General features: G+C 64.4%; 15 protein-coding genes. 11 read left to right on the top strand and 4 right to left on the bottom strand.

Annotated elements, in window-relative coordinates:
- Positions 1-30: 30 nt before the first annotated feature.
- The gene (locus E4T66_RS08570; RefSeq protein ID WP_169577548.1) at positions 31-1,113 is read left to right on the top strand and encodes an MBL fold metallo-hydrolase; all 1,083 of its coding nucleotides are present in this window, start codon (positions 31-33) and stop codon (positions 1,111-1,113) included.
- Between the two features lie 71 nt (positions 1,114-1,184).
- Here the strand turns inward: E4T66_RS08570 and E4T66_RS08565 are convergent, their stop codons facing one another.
- From E4T66_RS08565 to E4T66_RS08555, 3 genes are all read right to left on the bottom strand, one after another.
- Entirely contained in the window at positions 1,185-2,138 is a 954-nt protein-coding gene (locus E4T66_RS08565) for a DUF808 domain-containing protein (protein WP_136848586.1), read from the bottom strand.
- A 43-nt stretch (positions 2,139-2,181) separates the two neighbouring features.
- Positions 2,182-3,414, bottom strand: a complete 1,233-nt coding sequence (locus tag E4T66_RS08560; RefSeq protein WP_136848585.1) for a saccharopine dehydrogenase family protein — start codon at positions 3,412-3,414, stop codon at positions 2,182-2,184.
- Between the two features lie 71 nt (positions 3,415-3,485).
- On the bottom strand, positions 3,486-5,753 hold the full coding sequence (locus tag E4T66_RS08555) for a DUF3604 domain-containing protein (RefSeq protein ID WP_169577547.1): 2,268 nt from the start codon (positions 5,751-5,753) through the stop codon (positions 3,486-3,488).
- Positions 5,754-5,866: 113 nt separating this feature from the next.
- On the opposite strand from E4T66_RS08555, the gene E4T66_RS08550 reads away from it, so the two are divergent.
- The 10 genes from E4T66_RS08550 to E4T66_RS08505 all read left to right on the top strand — a co-directional run bounded on the left by E4T66_RS08550 (position 5,867) and on the right by E4T66_RS08505 (position 16,461).
- A complete protein-coding gene (locus E4T66_RS08550) occupies positions 5,867-6,703 on the top strand; it encodes a SurA N-terminal domain-containing protein (RefSeq protein WP_211242824.1) in 837 nt (278 codons plus the stop codon).
- Positions 6,687-7,850, top strand: a complete 1,164-nt coding sequence (locus E4T66_RS08545; RefSeq protein WP_136848582.1) for a HupE/UreJ family protein — start codon at positions 6,687-6,689, stop codon at positions 7,848-7,850. Before E4T66_RS08550 ends, E4T66_RS08545 begins: the two co-directional genes overlap by 17 nt.
- A gap of 163 nt (positions 7,851-8,013) precedes the next feature.
- Entirely contained in the window at positions 8,014-9,048 is a 1,035-nt protein-coding gene (dusA, locus tag E4T66_RS08540; protein WP_136848581.1) for a tRNA dihydrouridine(20/20a) synthase DusA, read from the top strand.
- A 97-nt stretch (positions 9,049-9,145) separates the two neighbouring features.
- A complete protein-coding gene (locus tag E4T66_RS08535) occupies positions 9,146-9,676 on the top strand; it encodes a peptidylprolyl isomerase (RefSeq protein WP_367396749.1) in 531 nt (176 codons plus the stop codon).
- A gap of 17 nt (positions 9,677-9,693) precedes the next feature.
- Positions 9,694-10,836 carry a pyridoxal-phosphate-dependent aminotransferase family protein gene (locus E4T66_RS08530; RefSeq protein ID WP_367396754.1) on the top strand — a complete coding sequence of 381 codons (1,143 nt, stop codon included), beginning with the start codon at positions 9,694-9,696 and terminating at the stop codon, positions 10,834-10,836.
- Positions 10,837-10,854: 18 nt separating this feature from the next.
- The gene (locus E4T66_RS08525) at positions 10,855-11,580 is read left to right on the top strand and encodes a UDP-2,3-diacylglucosamine diphosphatase (RefSeq protein ID WP_136848580.1); all 726 of its coding nucleotides are present in this window, start codon (positions 10,855-10,857) and stop codon (positions 11,578-11,580) included.
- Between the two features lie 240 nt (positions 11,581-11,820).
- Positions 11,821-13,107, top strand: coding sequence for an efflux RND transporter periplasmic adaptor subunit (locus tag E4T66_RS08520; protein WP_136848579.1), 1,287 nt, complete (start codon positions 11,821-11,823; stop codon positions 13,105-13,107).
- Entirely contained in the window at positions 13,104-13,820 is a 717-nt protein-coding gene (locus E4T66_RS08515; protein WP_136848578.1) for an ABC transporter ATP-binding protein, read from the top strand. The genes E4T66_RS08520 and E4T66_RS08515 overlap by 4 nt, the downstream gene beginning before the upstream one ends.
- Positions 13,820-15,025 (top strand): ABC transporter permease, encoded by a 1,206-nt coding sequence (locus E4T66_RS08510; RefSeq protein WP_136848577.1) that lies wholly within the window; start codon positions 13,820-13,822, stop codon positions 15,023-15,025. Before E4T66_RS08515 ends, E4T66_RS08510 begins: the two co-directional genes overlap by 1 nt.
- Positions 15,026-15,576: 551 nt before the next feature.
- Positions 15,577-16,461 (top strand): transglutaminase-like domain-containing protein, encoded by an 885-nt coding sequence (locus E4T66_RS08505; protein ID WP_136848576.1) that lies wholly within the window; start codon positions 15,577-15,579, stop codon positions 16,459-16,461.
- A gap of 54 nt (positions 16,462-16,515) precedes the next feature.
- Here E4T66_RS08505 and E4T66_RS08500 read toward each other — a convergent pair whose 3' ends face one another.
- A complete protein-coding gene (locus E4T66_RS08500; protein WP_136848575.1) occupies positions 16,516-17,277 on the bottom strand; it encodes a ferritin-like domain-containing protein in 762 nt (253 codons plus the stop codon).
- Between the last annotated feature and the right edge of the window lie 4 nt (positions 17,278-17,281).

Here is a 17,281-nt window from a genome sequence, read left to right as displayed (position 1 = left end):
GTGTCAATATCAAGAATCCGAGAGAATGTTATGCAGACGGGTATCAAGGCGTTTTTCGCATTGGCGTTGCTGATTGTGCTCAGCATCGGCGTGTTGCAGATCCCGCCAGTGCAGGACGTTCTGATCGACAAGGTCATCCGTTCGCGTCTGTCGACCACAGACCGGCAGCCGCTGTTCGCTGACGACGCCTTGCGCCTGCTGGTCTGCGGCAGTTCATCGCCGTTTCCGGATCCGGATCGCGCCCGCCCGTGTCTAACGGTGATCGCCGGCGGCAAGTTCTATGTCGTCGATACCGGCCCCGGCTCCTGGAACCGGCTGGCGCTGCTGCGTATTCCGGGCGATCGTATCGGCGGCGTGTTCCTGACCCACTTTCATTCCGATCACATCGGCGAACTGGGCGAATTCAACCTGCAGACCTGGGTTGCCGGCCGTGGCGCGCCGCTGCAGGTCTACGGACCGACCGGCGTCGAGCAGGTGGTTGACGGATTCCAGCAGGCCTACGCACTGGATCGCGGCTATCGCGTGGCACACCACGGCGCCGAGATGCTGTCGCCGGACGATGGCTTGATGCAGGCGCATACCTTGAGCCTGTCTGCGGACGGCAGCATGACCGAGGCATTCGTCGACGGCGACCTCAAGGTCAGCGTGTTTCCGGTCACGCACACGCCGATCTCTCCGGCGGTCGGCTATCGCTTCGACTACAAAGGTCGCTCACTGGTGATCAGCGGTGACACCATCAAGGACGCCAACCTGATCCGCGCCGCCAAGGGCGCCGACCTGCTGGCACATGAAGCGCAGAACCAGCAGATGGTGGGACAGATTCAGGCGGCCGCCGCCGATCTGGGCCGCACCCGCTATGCCAAGGTCATGGCGGACATTCCGAGCTATCACACCAGCCCGGTTGAAGCCGCAGAAGTCGCCAACGAAGCCGGCGTGCCGCTGTTGCTGATGTATCACCTGACCCCGCCGCCACCGAACCGGATTGCCGAAATGGCGTTTCTGCGAGGCGTGGCCGAGATCCGCAGCAAGGGCGTGGTGCTGGCGCAGGACGGCACCCTGATCGAACTGCCGCTGGATGGCACACCCGCGCAAGTTAGCGTGTTGAAGCCCTGAGTGCTGCGCACGCTCTCGCAGGTCTGATCATCTCCAGCCCGCCCACCAGCTGACGGCGGGCTGGAGAGAATCTACGTGTCCGCCGAGGCCGAAGTGCGGCGGGCAGCGCGCAGGCGTTCCCCACCCAGCACCAGCAGTGTCACCAGCGCCCCGGCGGCGACGCCCAGCAGTGCATTCAACAAGGTCGGCGCCACCGCGGCGAGCATGCCACCGACGGTCGGGATGCCGTGCAAGCTGTGCGTGAGCGCCTCCACGGCGTGATGCAGCAGCGGCACGCCATGCGCGAGGATGCCGCCGCCCACCAGGAACATCGCGGCCGTTCCGGCCACCGACAGTGCCTGCATCAGTCTCGGCGCCAGCCCCAGCAGCGCGCGACCGATACGTTGCGTCAGCTGGCCCGCACGCTGGCTCAGATACAGCCCGGCGTCGTCGAGCTTGACGATGCCGGCGACCAGTCCGTAGACGCCAATCGTCATGATGACCGCGACCCCCGACAGCACCGCCACACGTGAGCCAAACGCGGCGTCCGCAACGGTGCCCAGCGTGATGACGACGATCTCCGCCGAGAGAATGAAATCTGTGCGCACTGCCCCGCGGATCTTGTCGCGTTCGTAGGCAACCAGATCGATCTGCGGATCGGCCAGGGCCCGCAGATGTTCGTTGTGCTCGTTTTGAGCCTCATCCTGCGGATGCAGCCAGCGATGCGCGATTTTCTCGAAGCCCTCGAAACACAGGAATGCGCCACCCAGCATCAGCAACGGCGTGATCGCCCACGGTGCGACGGCACTGATCAGCAGCGCACTGGGCACGAGGATCAACTTGTTGCGCAGTGATCCCTTGGCTACCGCCCAGACCACCGGCAGTTCGCGATCGGCCTTGACCCCGGCAACCTGTTGCGCGTTCAGCGCCAGATCGTCGCCCAGAACCCCCGCGGTTTTCTTGGCCGCGACCTTGGTCATCACACTGACATCGTCGAGCAAGGTCGCGATGTCGTCCAGCAGCGTCAGCAGTGTGCCTGCGGCCATTCAATGCTTCCCGTTTTAGGTTTCGTGCGGCGTTGCTGTGGACTCAGTCGAGCACCGTGAAGGTGAGCCCTGCATGCGCGCGCAAACGCTCAATCAGACGATCACCCATGGCTGTCGCCGGGGTCCAGATTCCGCCCACACAGTCCTGCTTGGAGATGTCCCGAGCCAGGCATGCCGCCGCTTCGCCGAGGATCTTGGCGGTCGAGCCATAGCCCGGATCGCGGTCGCCGGTGACCTTGACCTTGACGGTCTGGCCATCGGCGGTGTGACCGTAGAAACGGAAATCGTAGAACCCATTGGCCTGCGCCTCGGGACTCGGGCCCTCACCAGGCTTCGGCACGACATAACGTTCCAGCACCCAGCGTGCCGGCGGCAACATGGCAGCTGCGACGAATCCGCCCAAACCCAGCGCGATACCGGCCGCCGCCATGCGTCCCTTGGAGCCCGGGCCGGTCATCATCGCCTCGTCGTAGACAAAGTCATGGCCATAGGCGTCACCGGACAGCGCGTTGCTGCGGTGGACGATGCGGGTGTTGATCCCCGCCATCACAAATGGACCGAGCCAGCTGCCGCAATCTGGATCGAATTCGGAGAAACGGACCTCAGGCTGCTTCGGGCGTCCCTTGCCCCGGTCCGGACAGACCGCGAAAGGATCGACCATCAGCTTGCGGACTTCCGGGTCGGCGGAAATCTCGCGGACCACGTTCATCAGACTGGCGACGGTGCCACCGGAGGCGCCGCCACGCATCGCCTTGATCCGAAGTTTCACCCGTGTGCACGGCTGGCCATGCACTCGCATCGATTCGCGTTGCAGAAAATGCACGCCCATGTCGGAGGGCACCGAGTCGAAGCCGCAGCAATGCACGATGCGCGCGCCGCTGGCGCGGGCGGTGGCTTCATGGGCATCGATCATGCGCCGGATCCATTGCACCTCGCCGGTCAGATCGCAATAGTCGGTGCCGCTGTGCGCGCAGACGCCGACCAGTGGCGAGCCGTACAGCGCATAGGGGCCAACCGTGGAAACAACCACGCGCGTGCTGGCGCACATCGCTTCCAGCGCAGATTCGTCGGCGGCGTCGGCGACGATGATCGGCAGCGATTCCGCTCCGGCACCCAGCGAAGAGCGCAATTGCGCCAGCTTGGCGTGCGAACGACCGGCAATGGCCCAGCGCAGCTCACCGTTGTTGCCGTAGCGGTTGAACAGATAGCGGCTCAGGATCTGGCCGACGAAACTGGTGGCGCCAAAAACAACAATCTGCAGCGGCGTATCAGTCATGAGTCTGTGGTCCCGGTGGCCAAGCTGAATGTGAGTCAGCAAGGATACCGGGCCACAGACTCGACGGACACTCAGCCAGGCGGCATCAGGAAAATCGGGCTGGACCAGGCACGGTGTTCGACTTCGGCCAGACACTGGTCGTCCAGCGGCGTGCGCGCGTCGCCGTAACAGGGCTTCACCGCGACGCAACGACCCTGCTCGTCGTAGTCGCAGCGCAGCTGCGCGCCGTTGATGGTGGGCTCGGCACGATGGATTGCACGGACGTAGTACAAGGTTTCTCTGGGTTTTTGCCCCGAAATGTCGGTGCCGGGATAGTCCGGATCGTCGAATTCGACACTGCAGCCATTCCCCTCGTCGCTGCAACGCATGACTTTCCAGGGATCCTCGATCAGCGGGCCGGGATCGTCATGCAGATCGGTCTGGCGCCGGATGCGCACGACTTCGATGCGCTCGATCGGGGTGCGCGTGTCGCCCGGATTGAAGCATTCGCCGCCGCACAGCTGTTCGACCCGCTCCACACCGATCGCCGCCTCGGTCCAGGCGGGACATCCCGGCTTCTGCTCGAACGCGCCGAGTGCGCGCACACGGAAATGCGGTACGTCGCTGCCTTCGAGTTCCGAGCCCATCGGATGGCGCTGGCCGGCGTTGTCGATCAGATCGAACCACAGCAGCATGCGCGGTCCCGAAGTGCCGTAGACCTCCTTGCGCTGCAGCGCATCCCAGATCTGCTCGCGGCTGCGCCCATGGGTATGCACTGCAGCGAGTCCGCCGGTGTACAGGAACGAGGACAGTCGCTCGGTCTCGTTGACCTGCAGGAAGTTGAAGGGCGAGTTCGGATCGCCGAGCTCGAAATGTCGCGGTTGTTGTGGATTGCCGGTGGGCTTGGCGCGATCGACAAAACGCTGCTGCACGATCTGGTTCGCCGCGCCGCGCGACTCGGTGCTGCTGTGACGGCCAGCCTGCTTGAAGCCGGTACCCGGCTCGGCGGCGTGATTGTCGCTGGAGCCGATGAAGCCGAAGCGGAAGCGCAGATCGCGGCCATCGTCATCCCGTTCCGCCGGATTGTTCAGCGCCATGATTGCCTGCACCGAATTGCCCGGGCGGTGATTCAGCGGCGGCAGGAAGCAGTCGGTGCATTGACCGCAGTTGAGCCAGTCTTCGGGCTTGACGTCGGCGACGGTCAACTGCCCGCCGCGTCCCGCTTTCAGATAGGCCTGCTCGACCTCGGTGACCTTGGCGGCGCAGTCCGCGGACGCCGGGTCATCGCAGCGCGAGCGGATGATCTGTCCGGCGCGCTTGCAGCACGGCAGATAGTCGTCCGTCGCGTCGGGGCAGACCATGCCGCCTTCGGCGTCATAGGCGATCGCGCGCCAGTCGCGGTAGGACTCCGAGTTACCGTGCCCGGAATACACCTCGATCAGGGTCTGCCGCTTGGGATCGTGCTGCTCTCGTGTCAGCTGTTTGGTCCAGTTGGAGCCGGGCGGCGTGTAGTAGCCCCAGGCGGTGCCGTGCGGAATCACCAGCGCCGGATAGCCCCATTCGTCGAGCTTGCGGAACAGATCCTTGGGTTCGTTGGCCACCTCGATGCACTGGGTCGGCAGATCGCGGGTGTTCACGCCTTCCGGGCATACGGGCACTTCGACCAGTTCCTTGCGCTTGTCCTGCTGCAGGAACTGGCGTTTGCGGTTGGCGAAGTCCGCCACATACGGTCCCAGCGCGCGCTCGATCGGTGGCTGCGGATCATGGCGCATGGCCCGAAACGGTACCCCGCCCGCAACGATCGGGCGCGTCGGCACGGCGTCTTCGGCGGTATCGCGCAGGATCACGTTCTTGTGGCCGTAGTGCGTCTCCGGCGTGTTGCCCATCTGCGTCCATTCCCAGCCCAGGAACGCGACGACGTCCGGATTGTCGGCCGGACCGGCCGCTTCGTTACAGGCGCGGACGGTGTCCTTGATCATGGACCAGTGGCGTGGCGTCAGGCTCTCGGCGTGATCGGTATGCGCATAGAAATCCAGCGACGCGCAGTAGCGCGCGTAGTCGCAGGCATCGGCCGGCGGCCGCGCGCCGGGGCCCTGCATCAGCGGCAGCGCCCAGACAAACGCATCCATCGAGAAAGTCGTATGCACATGCAGGTCGCCGAACAGGATCTGGTCGTCGTCGCCGCCATTTTCGATGCCGCCGTTCTGGCGGTTCCGTGCGTCCAGACTGTCGGTCGCGACGCGTGCGGTCGCCACGATGCCGGGTGTTTCCGGCGCAACCTGGCGATCCCAGAGCGCTAGGGCCACCAGTCCCGAAGCAATCACAACGGTCCCCACGCCCCACCGCAAAACTCTGTTCATCGCTCCTCCGCCGCGCGTCAAACCGCACGATTCTGTGTTCCGACTCTCGCCCCAAGTGACTGCCAAAGTCACTGGTTTACACTCTATCAACTTTGTCATCGAGAGCCGAATTCATGACCCGTGTCATGCACGACTCAGTCCCCCAGGCCTGGCTCGCGGTCCTTGTCGGCGGCGGTATCGCCGCAGCAGTTCTGCTGCACGACGGTTGGCGCCCCGGTGGATTGCCGGTGGATGCCGTCGCGCTGGTTGGCGAACGCCCGATCGCACGCGCGGACTGGCTGCGCGCCGTCGCAGCGGTGGAGTCCGATCGCGGGCGCGTGCTGGAGCCGGACGATCGCGAGCGCGTGCTCGAGCATTTGATCGACGAGGAACTGCTGTTGCAGCACGCGCTGGACAGCGACTTCGTGCGCAACGACCCCGGCCTGCGAAAGACTGTGATCGCAGCCCTGGTTGAAGCCGGCACCCAGGGCCGGCCGCCGGATGAAGCCGAGGCACGCGCGTTGTTCGAACAGCACCCGGAGGACTTTGCCGGTGCGGCGCGACTGCGTGTGGTGGTGTTGCAGCTCAAGCCGGGACAGGCGCCGCCGTCCCAGGATGACATCAGCGCCGCGTTGCGCAGCGGCGTGTCGCCGCCGTCGATGCGGAGACTAGATCTGCCGGCAGCCCCGTTGGCGCCGCCGCAACTGGCGCAGCGGGTCGGCGGCAGCCTGGCGCAGGCGCTGACCACCGCGTCCGTCGATCAGCTGATTGGCCCCGTCAACGCTGCAGGTGCGACCTGTTACGCGATGGTGCTTGAGCGCCGCATTGACCGACCCCGCTACGAGGACGTCGCCGAAGCGGTACGCGGCGCGCTGTCGCGTCGCGAGGCCGATCAGGCTCTGGCGCGCCTGCTGCAGAGCCTGCGTACGGAGATTCCGATCCGCATGGCCGCCGATGCGCAGCGGGACTGAGACGTGGCCCCGGCGGAGCCTCGGGCGCGGCGGGGTCGCGCTGCTGTTGTGTGCGCTGCCGGCGCTGGCGGCGGCGCATAACCGCTCGGTCTCCTATTCGGACTGGACGGTGCAGGACACCGTCCTGCAGGCCGAACTGCGTCTGCCGCTGCGCGAGCTCAATCCGCTGGGCCTGGATCCGCACGATCCCGCCACGGCCGACGCCATTGCGTCAGCGGCGCGGGACGGACTCGCCCCCGGCGCGGCCGGCCGCCCTTGCGCGCTGACGTCACAGTCAGCCCGCATCGGTGGCGATGCCGTGCACGTGTCGCTGGCATGGCAGTGCGACACCCGCGCGGACACGCTGGACTCGCAGTTTCTACTCGATCGCATTCCCGGACACTTGCACCTGATGCAGCTGCATGCGGGCGCACACGTGCTTGGCCCCTACGCATTGAGCGCTGCACAACCGCGGGCGCAGTGGTCGGCCGATCCCGATGTGGGTCCCCCGTCGGTTTCCGGCTATGTCGTGCTCGGCGGTCAGCACATTCTGTCCGGCTGGGATCATCTGGCGTATCTGGTGGTCGTGCTGCTGGGGGCGGCAACGCTACGCCAGCTGGCCTGGCGCATCACCGGCTTCACGCTGGGGCACAGCCTGACGCTGGGTCTGGCAACGCTGGGCTGGGTGCAGCCGTCGTCGGCCATGGTCGAGGCCTTCATTGCACTGACCATTGTCTGCACCGCGGTCGAACGTCTGGTCAGCGGCCATCCACGCGCGGCACTCCATGCCGGCGCGATCGCGCTGCTACTCGCAGCTGCGGGCTGGCTCGCCGGCACCTTGCCGTTCGCGCTGGTGCCTGCGACGGTGCTGCTGACCGCTGGCGTCGCCGCCGCGCCAAAATCCAGACCGGAGAGTCTGCAGACCACTTTGTTCGGTCTGTTCCACGGATTCGGTTTCGCCGGCGTGCTGGCCCAGCTCAGCCGTGGCGAACCGGTGCCAGCGCTACCGCTGTTCGGTTTCAATCTGGGGGTCGAAATCGGGCAGCTGCTGTTCGTGTTGCCACTCTGGTGGCTGCTGGCTCAGGTGCCGAGATTGCGCGGTCCGGCGCTGGCGCTGCCCATCCTGCTGCTGGGGGTGTACTGGTATATACAACGCATCGTCGGCTAATTGCATGCCCCCTGGTGTACCCTGTCTGCACCTTTGATTCGGAGGAAATGGCTGCCGGTCACGGAGCCAGGTGGGCTTTTCGAGGCCGCGAATTGGCCCAAGCGGCCGCGGGCACCGGAGCGTCGGTCGTCGCTTCCGGGCGTGCCTATGTCAAAATTGAAGGATGAGTGCCATTCAAATTCCAGAAACGCCCCTCGAAACTGCCGTCTCGCCGTGGCGATTCAGCGTGGCTCCGATGATGGAGTGGACTGACCTGCATTGCCGGTTTTTCCTGCGCCAGATCTCGCGCCACACGCGGCTGTACACGGAAATGATCACGACGCCGGCGCTGGTGCACGGATCGCGCAAGCGTCTGTTGCGCTTCAATCCGATCGAGCACCCGGTGGCGTTGCAGCTGGGCGGCTCCGATATCGACGAGCTGATCACCAGCACCGAGCTCGGCGAGCAGTGGGGTTACGACGAGATCAATCTGAACTGCGGCTGTCCGTCGGACCGCGTCCAGGAAGGTCGCTTCGGTGCCTGCCTGATGCGCGAGCCGGATCACGTGGCGGCTTCGGTACGCGCGATGAAGTCGGCGACAAAGCTGCCGGTGACGGTCAAGCATCGCATCGGCGTCGACGATTCCGAAGACTACAAATTCATGCATCACTTCGTTGAAACCGTTGCCGCGGCCGGCTGCGAAGTGTTCATCGTGCATGCGCGCAAAGCCTGGCTGAAGGGACTGTCGCCGAAGGAAAACCGCGAGATTCCACCACTGCAGTACGATCTGGTCTACCGACTGAAGCAGGACTTCCCGGCATTGACCATCGTCATCAACGGCGGCATCAAGACGCTGGAGCAAAGCGCCGAACATCTGAAGCATGTCGACGGCGTGATGATCGGACGCGAGGTCTACGACAACCCTTATCTGCTGGCTGAGGTCGATCTACAGCTGTTTGGCGACGCCACGCCGGTGCCGAGCCGCCACGAGGTCGTGCGGCGTCTGATGCCCTACGTCGAGCGAGAGCTCGCGGCCGGCGCGCTGATGCATCACATCACCCGGCACATTCTCGGCTTGTTCCGTGGCCAGCCCGGCGGTCGTGCATTCCGACGGACCTTGTCCGAGGGCGTGCATTACGGCGCCGGCACCATGGAGTTGCTCGAAGATGCGCTGGCCGACGTCGACGATGCACAGGACCACGCCGCCCTCGCCGCCTGATCTGAGTTCTCTCGATTACCGCCGCCAAGACTGTCGCAAAGACCCCGCAATGACCATGTACAAGAAACTGTTTTCCACCCTCCTGCTAGGACTGATGATGACCACTGCCAATGCCGCTGCGCCTGTGCGCGTGCTGATGAAGACCTCGATGGGCGATATCACGCTGGAACTCGATGCCGAGAAGGCACCGAAGTCGACCGCCAATTTCGTTCAGTACGTCAAGGATGGCCATTACGACGGTCTGGTGTTCCATCGCGTGATCCGCGGCTTCATGATCCAGGGCGGCGGCTATGACATGACCTATGCCCAGCGCAAGACGCGTGCGCCGATCGAAAACGAAGCCAAGAACGGTCTGAAGAACGAGCGCGGCACCATTGCCATGGCGCGCACCAACGATCCGCATTCGGCGACCTCGCAGTTCTTCATCAACCACGCCGACAACGATTTCCTGAACTACGCACCTCAGCGTGGCATGGGTTACGCCGTGTTCGGCAAGGTCGTCGAAGGCATGGATGTGGTCGACAAGATCGCTGAAACCCCGACCGGCCCGATTCCTCCGTTTGGTCAGGACGTGCCGGTGACCCAGGTGGTGATCGAAAAGGCGACGCTGGTGGAGACCGCGCAGTGACGCAGCAGAACCAATTCATGGCTGCTGCAGCGGTCGACGCTGCGGCGACCTTCACGATGCCGAAGCGCGTGCTGATGGGCCCGGGCCCGTCAGACGTGCATCCGCGCGTGCTGGCCGCAATGGCACAGCCGACGATCGGCCATCTGGATCCGGTCTTCGTCGCGCTGATGGATACGATCAAGCAGCAGCTGCGTCGCGTGTTCCGCACGCAGAATGAGCTGACGATGCCAGTGTCCGGACCGGGCTCGGTCGGCATGGAAGTGTGTTTCGTCAATCTGCTGGAACCCGGCGATACCGTGATCGTCTGCGAGAACGGCGTGTTCGGCGGACGCATGAAGCAGGTTGCGCAGCGCTATGGCGCCAAGGTTGTCGTTGTGAACGACCCCTGGGGTCGTGCCGTTGATCCGGCCAAGGTCAAGGCGGCGCTGGAGGCTCATCCCGAAGCCAAGGCCCTGGCCTTCGTGCACGCGGAAACCTCTACCGGTGCGCTCTCGGATGCCGAGACGCTGGCGCGAATCGCGCGCGAGCACGGGGTGATGACTATCGTTGATGCCGTGACTTCGCTGGCCGGCGTGCCGCTGGAAGTCGACGGCTGGCAGCTCGACGCAGTCTATAGCGGTACACAGAAGTGTCTGTCCGCCCCGCCCGGCCTGTCGCCGGTGACGTTTTCGGCGCGCGCGCTCGACGTCGCCAAGCAGCGCAAGACGCCGGTGCAAAGCTGGTTCATGGATGTGAACCTGATCACCGGCTACTGGAGCGGCGGCACCAAGCGTGCCTATCACCACACCGCGCCGGTAAATGCGCTGTATGGCCTGCACGAAGCGCTGCGCATGATCGAGGAAGAAGGCCTTGAAAATGTGTGGGCGCGGCACCGCCGCGTACATCTGCAGCTGGTCGCCGGACTCGAAGCGATGGGGCTGAAGATGCTGGTACCGGCTGACGAGCGCATCCCGGAACTCAACGCCGTGATGATTCCCGAAGGCGTCGATGACGAGGCCGCCCTGCGCAGTCGTCTGCTCAACGAGTTCGGGTTGGAGATCGGCGCAGGCCTCGGTGAATTCGCCGGCAAAGTCTGGCGTATCGGACTGATGGGCCAGAGCTGCACCGAGCGGCACGTGCAGCTGTGCCTGGATGCACTCAAGGTTGTGCTCAAGCGCTAAGGCCTTGCGGAGACGAACATGACGCAGCGCACGCTGTTCGTCTCCGATCTGCATCTTCCGAACGGGCCGTCGCCGCTACGCGACGGCCTGATTCGTTTACTCGACGGCCCGGCGCGCGCAACCCACGCGGTTTACCTGCTGGGCGATATCTTCGAATACTGGATCGGCGACGATGTCGGTCTGCGCGATCACGCCCCGGTGATCGACGCCCTGCGCGCATTGAACAGCGCAGGTGTCGCGATCTACGCCATGCACGGCAATCGCGACTTCTTGTATGGCCGAGCCTTCGAGCGCGCTAGCGGTGTGCAGTTGCTGACAGACCCGACCGTCGTCGATGTCGACGGTGTCCCGACGCTGCTGTCGCACGGTGATCTATGGTGCACAGACGACCACGCCTACCAGCGCTGGCGTCGCTTTTCACGCAATCGATTTGCGCAATGGGTGTTTCTGAAGCTGCCGCAGTCGCGCCGTCTGCGTATCGCCGGTGGCTTGCGCGGCCAGAGCGCCGACGCCAAGCAGACCAAATCGGTCGAGATCATGGACGTCAATCCGCTCGCCGTCGAAGCTGCGTTCCGCCACTACGGGGTGAGCCGGATCATTCATGGGCACACCCATCGCCCGGCGGATCACCGGCTCTCGGTGGATGGGCGCGAAGTGGAGCGCATCGTACTGGCGGACTGGCATGCCGACCTCATGGAGTATCTGGTCGCCGAGCATGGCCATCTGCGTCGCATGCACGTATGAACGCCGCCGCTGCTGCGCAGCACATCCACCGGTGCTTGATCGCGATCAATGCTCCCGCAATGCTCAGGCCTTAGTCTGAACTCCGAGCTGACGCGCCTCACGTCCCGGTTTCACACAGCGTTACACACTCATCTGTCGAGTTCGCTCCGATTCCGGCGATCATCCTCAGTGTGTTGCATCGCGCTGAACTGCCGACACGAATACCGCGTCAGAGATTGAAAGCCATATAGAGGATTCCGCATGACGATGGATGGTAGAGCGCGCCCGGAAGATATCGCGGCAACGCTCGGCATCGGCAAGACTGCACCCCACGACCGCCGATGGCGGCGCTGGTTGCTATGGCTGTTGCTGGTCGGCGTACTGTTGGCGATTGGCGCGATCGCATGGTCGACGCTGCGTTCACCCGAGGTGTCGCCCTACACCATGGCCAAGATCCGGCGCGGTGATCTGACGGTGACCGTCGCCGCCACAGGCACGCTGGCACCGACGCATACGGTTGACGTCGGCATCGAGGTCTCAGGGACGGTTGCCACGGTCGAGGTCGACTACAACGATCACGTCAAGGTCGGGCAGATTCTCGCGCGACTGGATCCGAGCAAGCTGGAGGCGCAAGTCCGGCAGTCCGAGGCCGGACTGACTGCGGCAAAGGCCAACGTACTGCAGGCGCGCGCCAGCCAGCGCGAGGCCGACACCGACTTGCGGCGGTTACATGCCTTGAGAGAGGCCGCTGGCGACGCCTACGTATCGCAGCAGGCCGTTGATGCGGCGCAGGCCGCTTCGGATCGGGCGCAGGCGAATCTGGCGAGCGCCGCTGCGACAGTGCAGCAGACCGACGCCGCGCTGAATGCAATCCGCACCGAACTGGCGAAGGCCGTCATACGCTCGCCGATCGACGGCGTCGTGCTGCAGCGCGCGGTCGACCCCGGACAGACCGTTGCGGCGTCATTCCAGTCACCGGTGCTGTTCGTCCTGGCGGAAGATCTGACGCAGATGCAAATGGAGGCCGATATCGACGAAGCCGATGTCGGTCAGGTGCGCGAGGGCCAGCAGGCCACGTTCACCGTGGATGCGTATCCCGACCGTAGCTTTCCAGCGCGGATTACGCAGCTGCGTTATGGCTCGGAAACGGTCGAAGGCGTGGTGACCTACAAGGCGATTCTCGATGTCGACAATTCCGATCTGGCACTGCGCCCAGGCATGACCGCGACGGTTACGGTGGTCACGCAGCAGGTCAGCGACGCGCTGCTGGTGCCGAACGCGGCGCTGCGCTTTGCTCCGGCAGCACAGGCCACTGCCGGCAGCTCGCGCGGTCTGGTTGGAGGTCTCATTCCTCGGCCACCGCAGGCCAGCACAACACCGACGACGCCGGACGACAGCGGGCCGCGTCGGGTCTGGGTGCTGCGCGATGGCGTTCCCGCAGCAGTGTCGGTACAGATTGGCGCCTCGGATGGCGTCGACTCGGTTCTGCTCAATGACGCCTTGCCTGCTGACGCCGAAGTCATCACCGAAACTGCGGCGACACCGTGACTACGGACGTCACATCGCCTGCCTTGATCCGGCTGCACCAGGTCTGCAAGACCTACGGCAGCGGCAGCGCCGAAGTGCGCGCACTGGACCGGGTCGATCTGAGCATCGACACCGGCGAGTTCGTCGCAGTGATGGGACCGAGCGGGTCCGGCAAGAGCACCTGCATGAACATACTCGGCTGTCTCGACACCCCCAGTGCCGGGCAGTATCTGTTCCGTGGGGTCGACGTCGGCGACCTGAGCCGGCGCCAGCGCGCGTTGCTGCGACGCAATTATCTGGGCTTCGTGTTCCAGGGTTTCAATCTGCTGGCACGCACCTCGGCGCAGGAAAACGTCGAACTGCCTCTGATCTATCGGGGCACGCCCGCGGAGGAGCGCCGTGCGCTGGCGCGCCGTGCGCTGCACAGCGTTGGCCTGAAAGGCTGGGAACACCACACACCGGGCGAGTTGTCCGGCGGCCAGCAGCAACGCGTGGCGATTGCGCGTGCAATCGTGACCCAGCCGTCCGTGCTGCTGGCCGATGAACCCACCGGCAATCTGGATAGCGCCCGCAGCCAGGAAATCATGGATCTGTTGACCGGATTCAATCGCGACCAGGGCATCACCATTGTCATGGTGACTCACGAAAACGACATCGCCGACTATGCGCAGCGCACCGTGCGCTTCGTCGACGGTCATGTCGCGTCGGATCGCCCCAGCGGAGTCACGACCTGATGCTGTGGAATGCGTTCTCGCTGGCGGCACGTGCAATCCGTCGCAATGTGCTGCGCTCGTTCCTGACAGTGCTGGGCATCGTCATCGGTGTCGCCGCGGTCATTATCATGGTGACGCTGGGCAACGGTGCGACGGCGAAGGTCACCCTGCAGATCTCCAGTCTCGGCAGCAACCTGTTGATGGTCACGCCTGGCAAGCGCATTGGTCCGGGACAGCTGTCCGGCGCGGCAGCGTTCAAGGTCGACGATGCCGACGCAATTGCGCGTGACATCAGCGGCATTGCCGGCGTTGCACCAACGGCGACCACTGCAGCGAAGGTCGTTGCCGGCAATGAGAACTGGACCAGCATGGTGACCGGCAGCACCGAGCAGTACTTTCCGCTGCGCCAGTGGTCGACCGCCGAGGGGCGCCTGTTCAGTGCCGGTGAGGCTCGCTCCGGAGTGACCGTCTGCGTCATCGGGCAAACCGTGCGCAGCAAGTTGTTCGGCAGCGCGAGCCCGATCGGACAACGCCTCCGGGTTGCAACGCTGTCATGCGAAGTCATCGGCGTGCTCGAATCCAAAGGCCAGTCGAGCATGGGCACGGATCAGGACGATCTCGTGGTACTGCCGCTGCGCACGTTCCAGCGCCGCATTTCCGGCAACGACAATGTCGCGATCATTCAGATCGGCATGCGCGACGGCAGCGCGAGCGCACGCATCCAGCAGGACGTGCGCCGGCTGATGCGCGAACGCCGGCACCTGTCGTCCGGCGAGGAAGACGACTTCAGCGTGATGGACATGAAGGAAATCGCCGACATGCTCTCCGGCACCACGCGCGTATTGACCGGACTGCTCGGGGCCGTTGCCGCAGTCAGCCTTCTGGTGGGCGGCATCGGCATCATGAACATCATGCTGGTGTCAGTGACGGAGCGCACGCGTGAGATCGGCATCCGTCTGGCTATCGGCGCACTGGAGCGCGATGTATTGCTGCAGTTTCTGGTCGAGGCGGTCGTGCTGTCATCGCTTGGAGGCATCCTCGGGATCGTCATCGCCCTCGCGGCCTCCGTGGCATTGGCCGCGTTGCTGGGTGTGCCGTTTGTCCTCAACCTTGGCATCGTCCTGGTCGCATTTCTGTTCGCCGCGATCGTGGGCATCGTGTTCGGCTACTTTCCCGCACGCAAGGCGGCCAGCCTGAATCCGATTGACGCCCTGCGCCACGAGTGAGGTCGCCAGAAAGGCGTCCGCCAGTGATCCGTCGTCTTGCCAAGTTACGTCACTTTTTGACGGATTGTGACGCGCATTGGCGCCGATCTTCGCGCCGTGCATGCAGGGTGTCGTCAACCTGAAAAACCGTTGATCCGTTTGCCCCGACCGTTTGTAGCGAATTCGTTGCGCAGGGACTGACGGATACGGTGCAAGCCCGAGCCCAGCCGGCGACAGGACCCCGGCCGCCGCCCACCCATCACCCTGGTTCGCAACAGGTGGCCTGAAGTCACGGATGTTGCGGGGTATTTTTATCTCAGCGTCTGTGGATAAGTCGTACTGGCGGCCGTCGGGTTTGAGCCCTCAGGAGCGTAGATTTCAGAGCCGGCCGATCGGGTCGTCGGTCAGCCTGCTGACGGACAAACCCTTACATTGCGTCAGCCATGTCGTACGCGGATTGCCTCTGTTCCGGGCAGACCGCCATGAACACGACTTCGACCACTCGCACTGACACCACACCCCGGCCTCTCCGGACCGGCAGCCGCTGTCGCATAGCAGCCCGCTTCGCTTTCATGTTGTTCCTGCTGGCGCGCACACCGCTGGTCACTGCATCCGGCGGCGTCGATGAAGACAACGCAATGATGCCGGCGACGCGGACTGCGCACTATGCCGTACAGCACGAGAGTGCATCGACATTTGCCGCCGCCTCACCGCGGGTCACGGCGCAGTTCAACAGTTTCGGCGGCGAAGCCCTCAGCATCGACTTCTCGCTCGATGCCGATGCCGGGCGCAAATCGGTTCGCGAATTCGGTATCTCACGCGCGGAAATCGATGCGCTGGCCCAGCGCTGCAAGTCCGACGCGCAGTGTGCTCAGGCGCAGCTGTCAGACCAGATCGATCGTTATTACAGCGAGCACGCGCTGCGCATGCGCTTTGACGAGAAGCGCTCGATGCATCTGTACGTCGACGTGCCCAAGGTCGTGCAACGCAACCGCACGCGGGTGCAACCGGTTGCCGCAGCGTTGCGCCAACTGGCACGGGAGCGCGGACAGGACACACAATGGACGCTCGAGGCTGCCGTTGCGCTGGTTCAGACCGGATTGCGCTACCAGCAACCCTCGTCGCAGGAAGATGGTCGCAAGATTCTCGGCTTTTACCCACCGCCGCGGGCGCTGGAGCAAGGCTACGGCGATTGCGATACCAAGTCCGCGCTATTGGCAGCGATCCTGCAGAACCTGACCGATGCGCCCATCATCGGGGTGCATATTCCCGGGCACTACCTGCTGGGCGTTGCCATGGAGCCAGCGCCAGGGCAGACCTTCATGCACTACCAGGGCCGGCAGTACGTGCTGGTCGAAGCCGCTGGCCCGGCCATGCGCCGTCCTGGCGAAGTGGCCCGCGCAACCGAAGTGGCGCTGCACAAACGTGAGGGCATGCGCATCGATCCGATGTTCTGATCGTCATCGGCTAACCCCGAATACGACAAACACGCACCTGACGCCGCGGGCGCACTACCCGAGTTCACCTTCGACGAAACCCGCGGCGTAACGCGCAGGCAGATTCAACGGCGGGCGCAGGTGGATGTTGTGTTCGGCAAGCAGCCCCTTGAACGTCTCCGTCGAGGACAAGCCGCGCTGTTCGCACAGATAGCGGAACCAGTGCGTGCCTATCGCCACATGGCGCAGTTCTTCCGCGAGGATGACATCGAGCACGGCGACAGTATCCAGATCGCCGACCTCACGCAGTCGGCCGATCATGCCCGGAGTGACATCGAGTCCGCGCGCCTCTAGCACGCGCGGCACCAGCGCCATGCGTACCAAGACGTCATGTGCCGTCTTCTCTGCCGCTTCCCACAATCCGTTGTGCGCGGTCAACGCGCCGTAATGGCTGCCCAGCGCATCGAGCCGCTGTTGCACCATCTGGAAGTGCCGCGCCTCGTCCTGTGCGACGCTGATCCAGTCACGGTAGAACGGCAGCGGCAGGCCGTCGAAACGGCAGGCGGCGTCCAGCGCCAGATTGATTGCGTTGAATTCGATATGTGCCACCGCATGCGCCAGTGCGGCGCGGCCCGCGACGCTGCCGAGGCCCCGGGTCGGCACATCACGCGGACTCACCAGCAGCGGCTGCTCGGGTCGACCCGGCACCCGTGTCCATTCAAATGCGAGCGATGGCGCGGGCCCGGCATCAACCGTGAGGTCGGCAACCCGCTGGCACTTGCGCGCGGGATCAGGCTCGATCAGCGCGGCAAAAGCCGCAGCGCGCCAGTCACTCACGCAA

It is taken from the genome of Sinimarinibacterium arenosum, from assembly GCF_005047655.1.
Classification (GTDB): domain Bacteria; phylum Pseudomonadota; class Gammaproteobacteria; order Nevskiales; family Nevskiaceae; genus Solimonas.
Note: the sequence above shows the minus strand (reverse complement) of the source record. Positions and strands in the feature narration are given on the sequence as shown.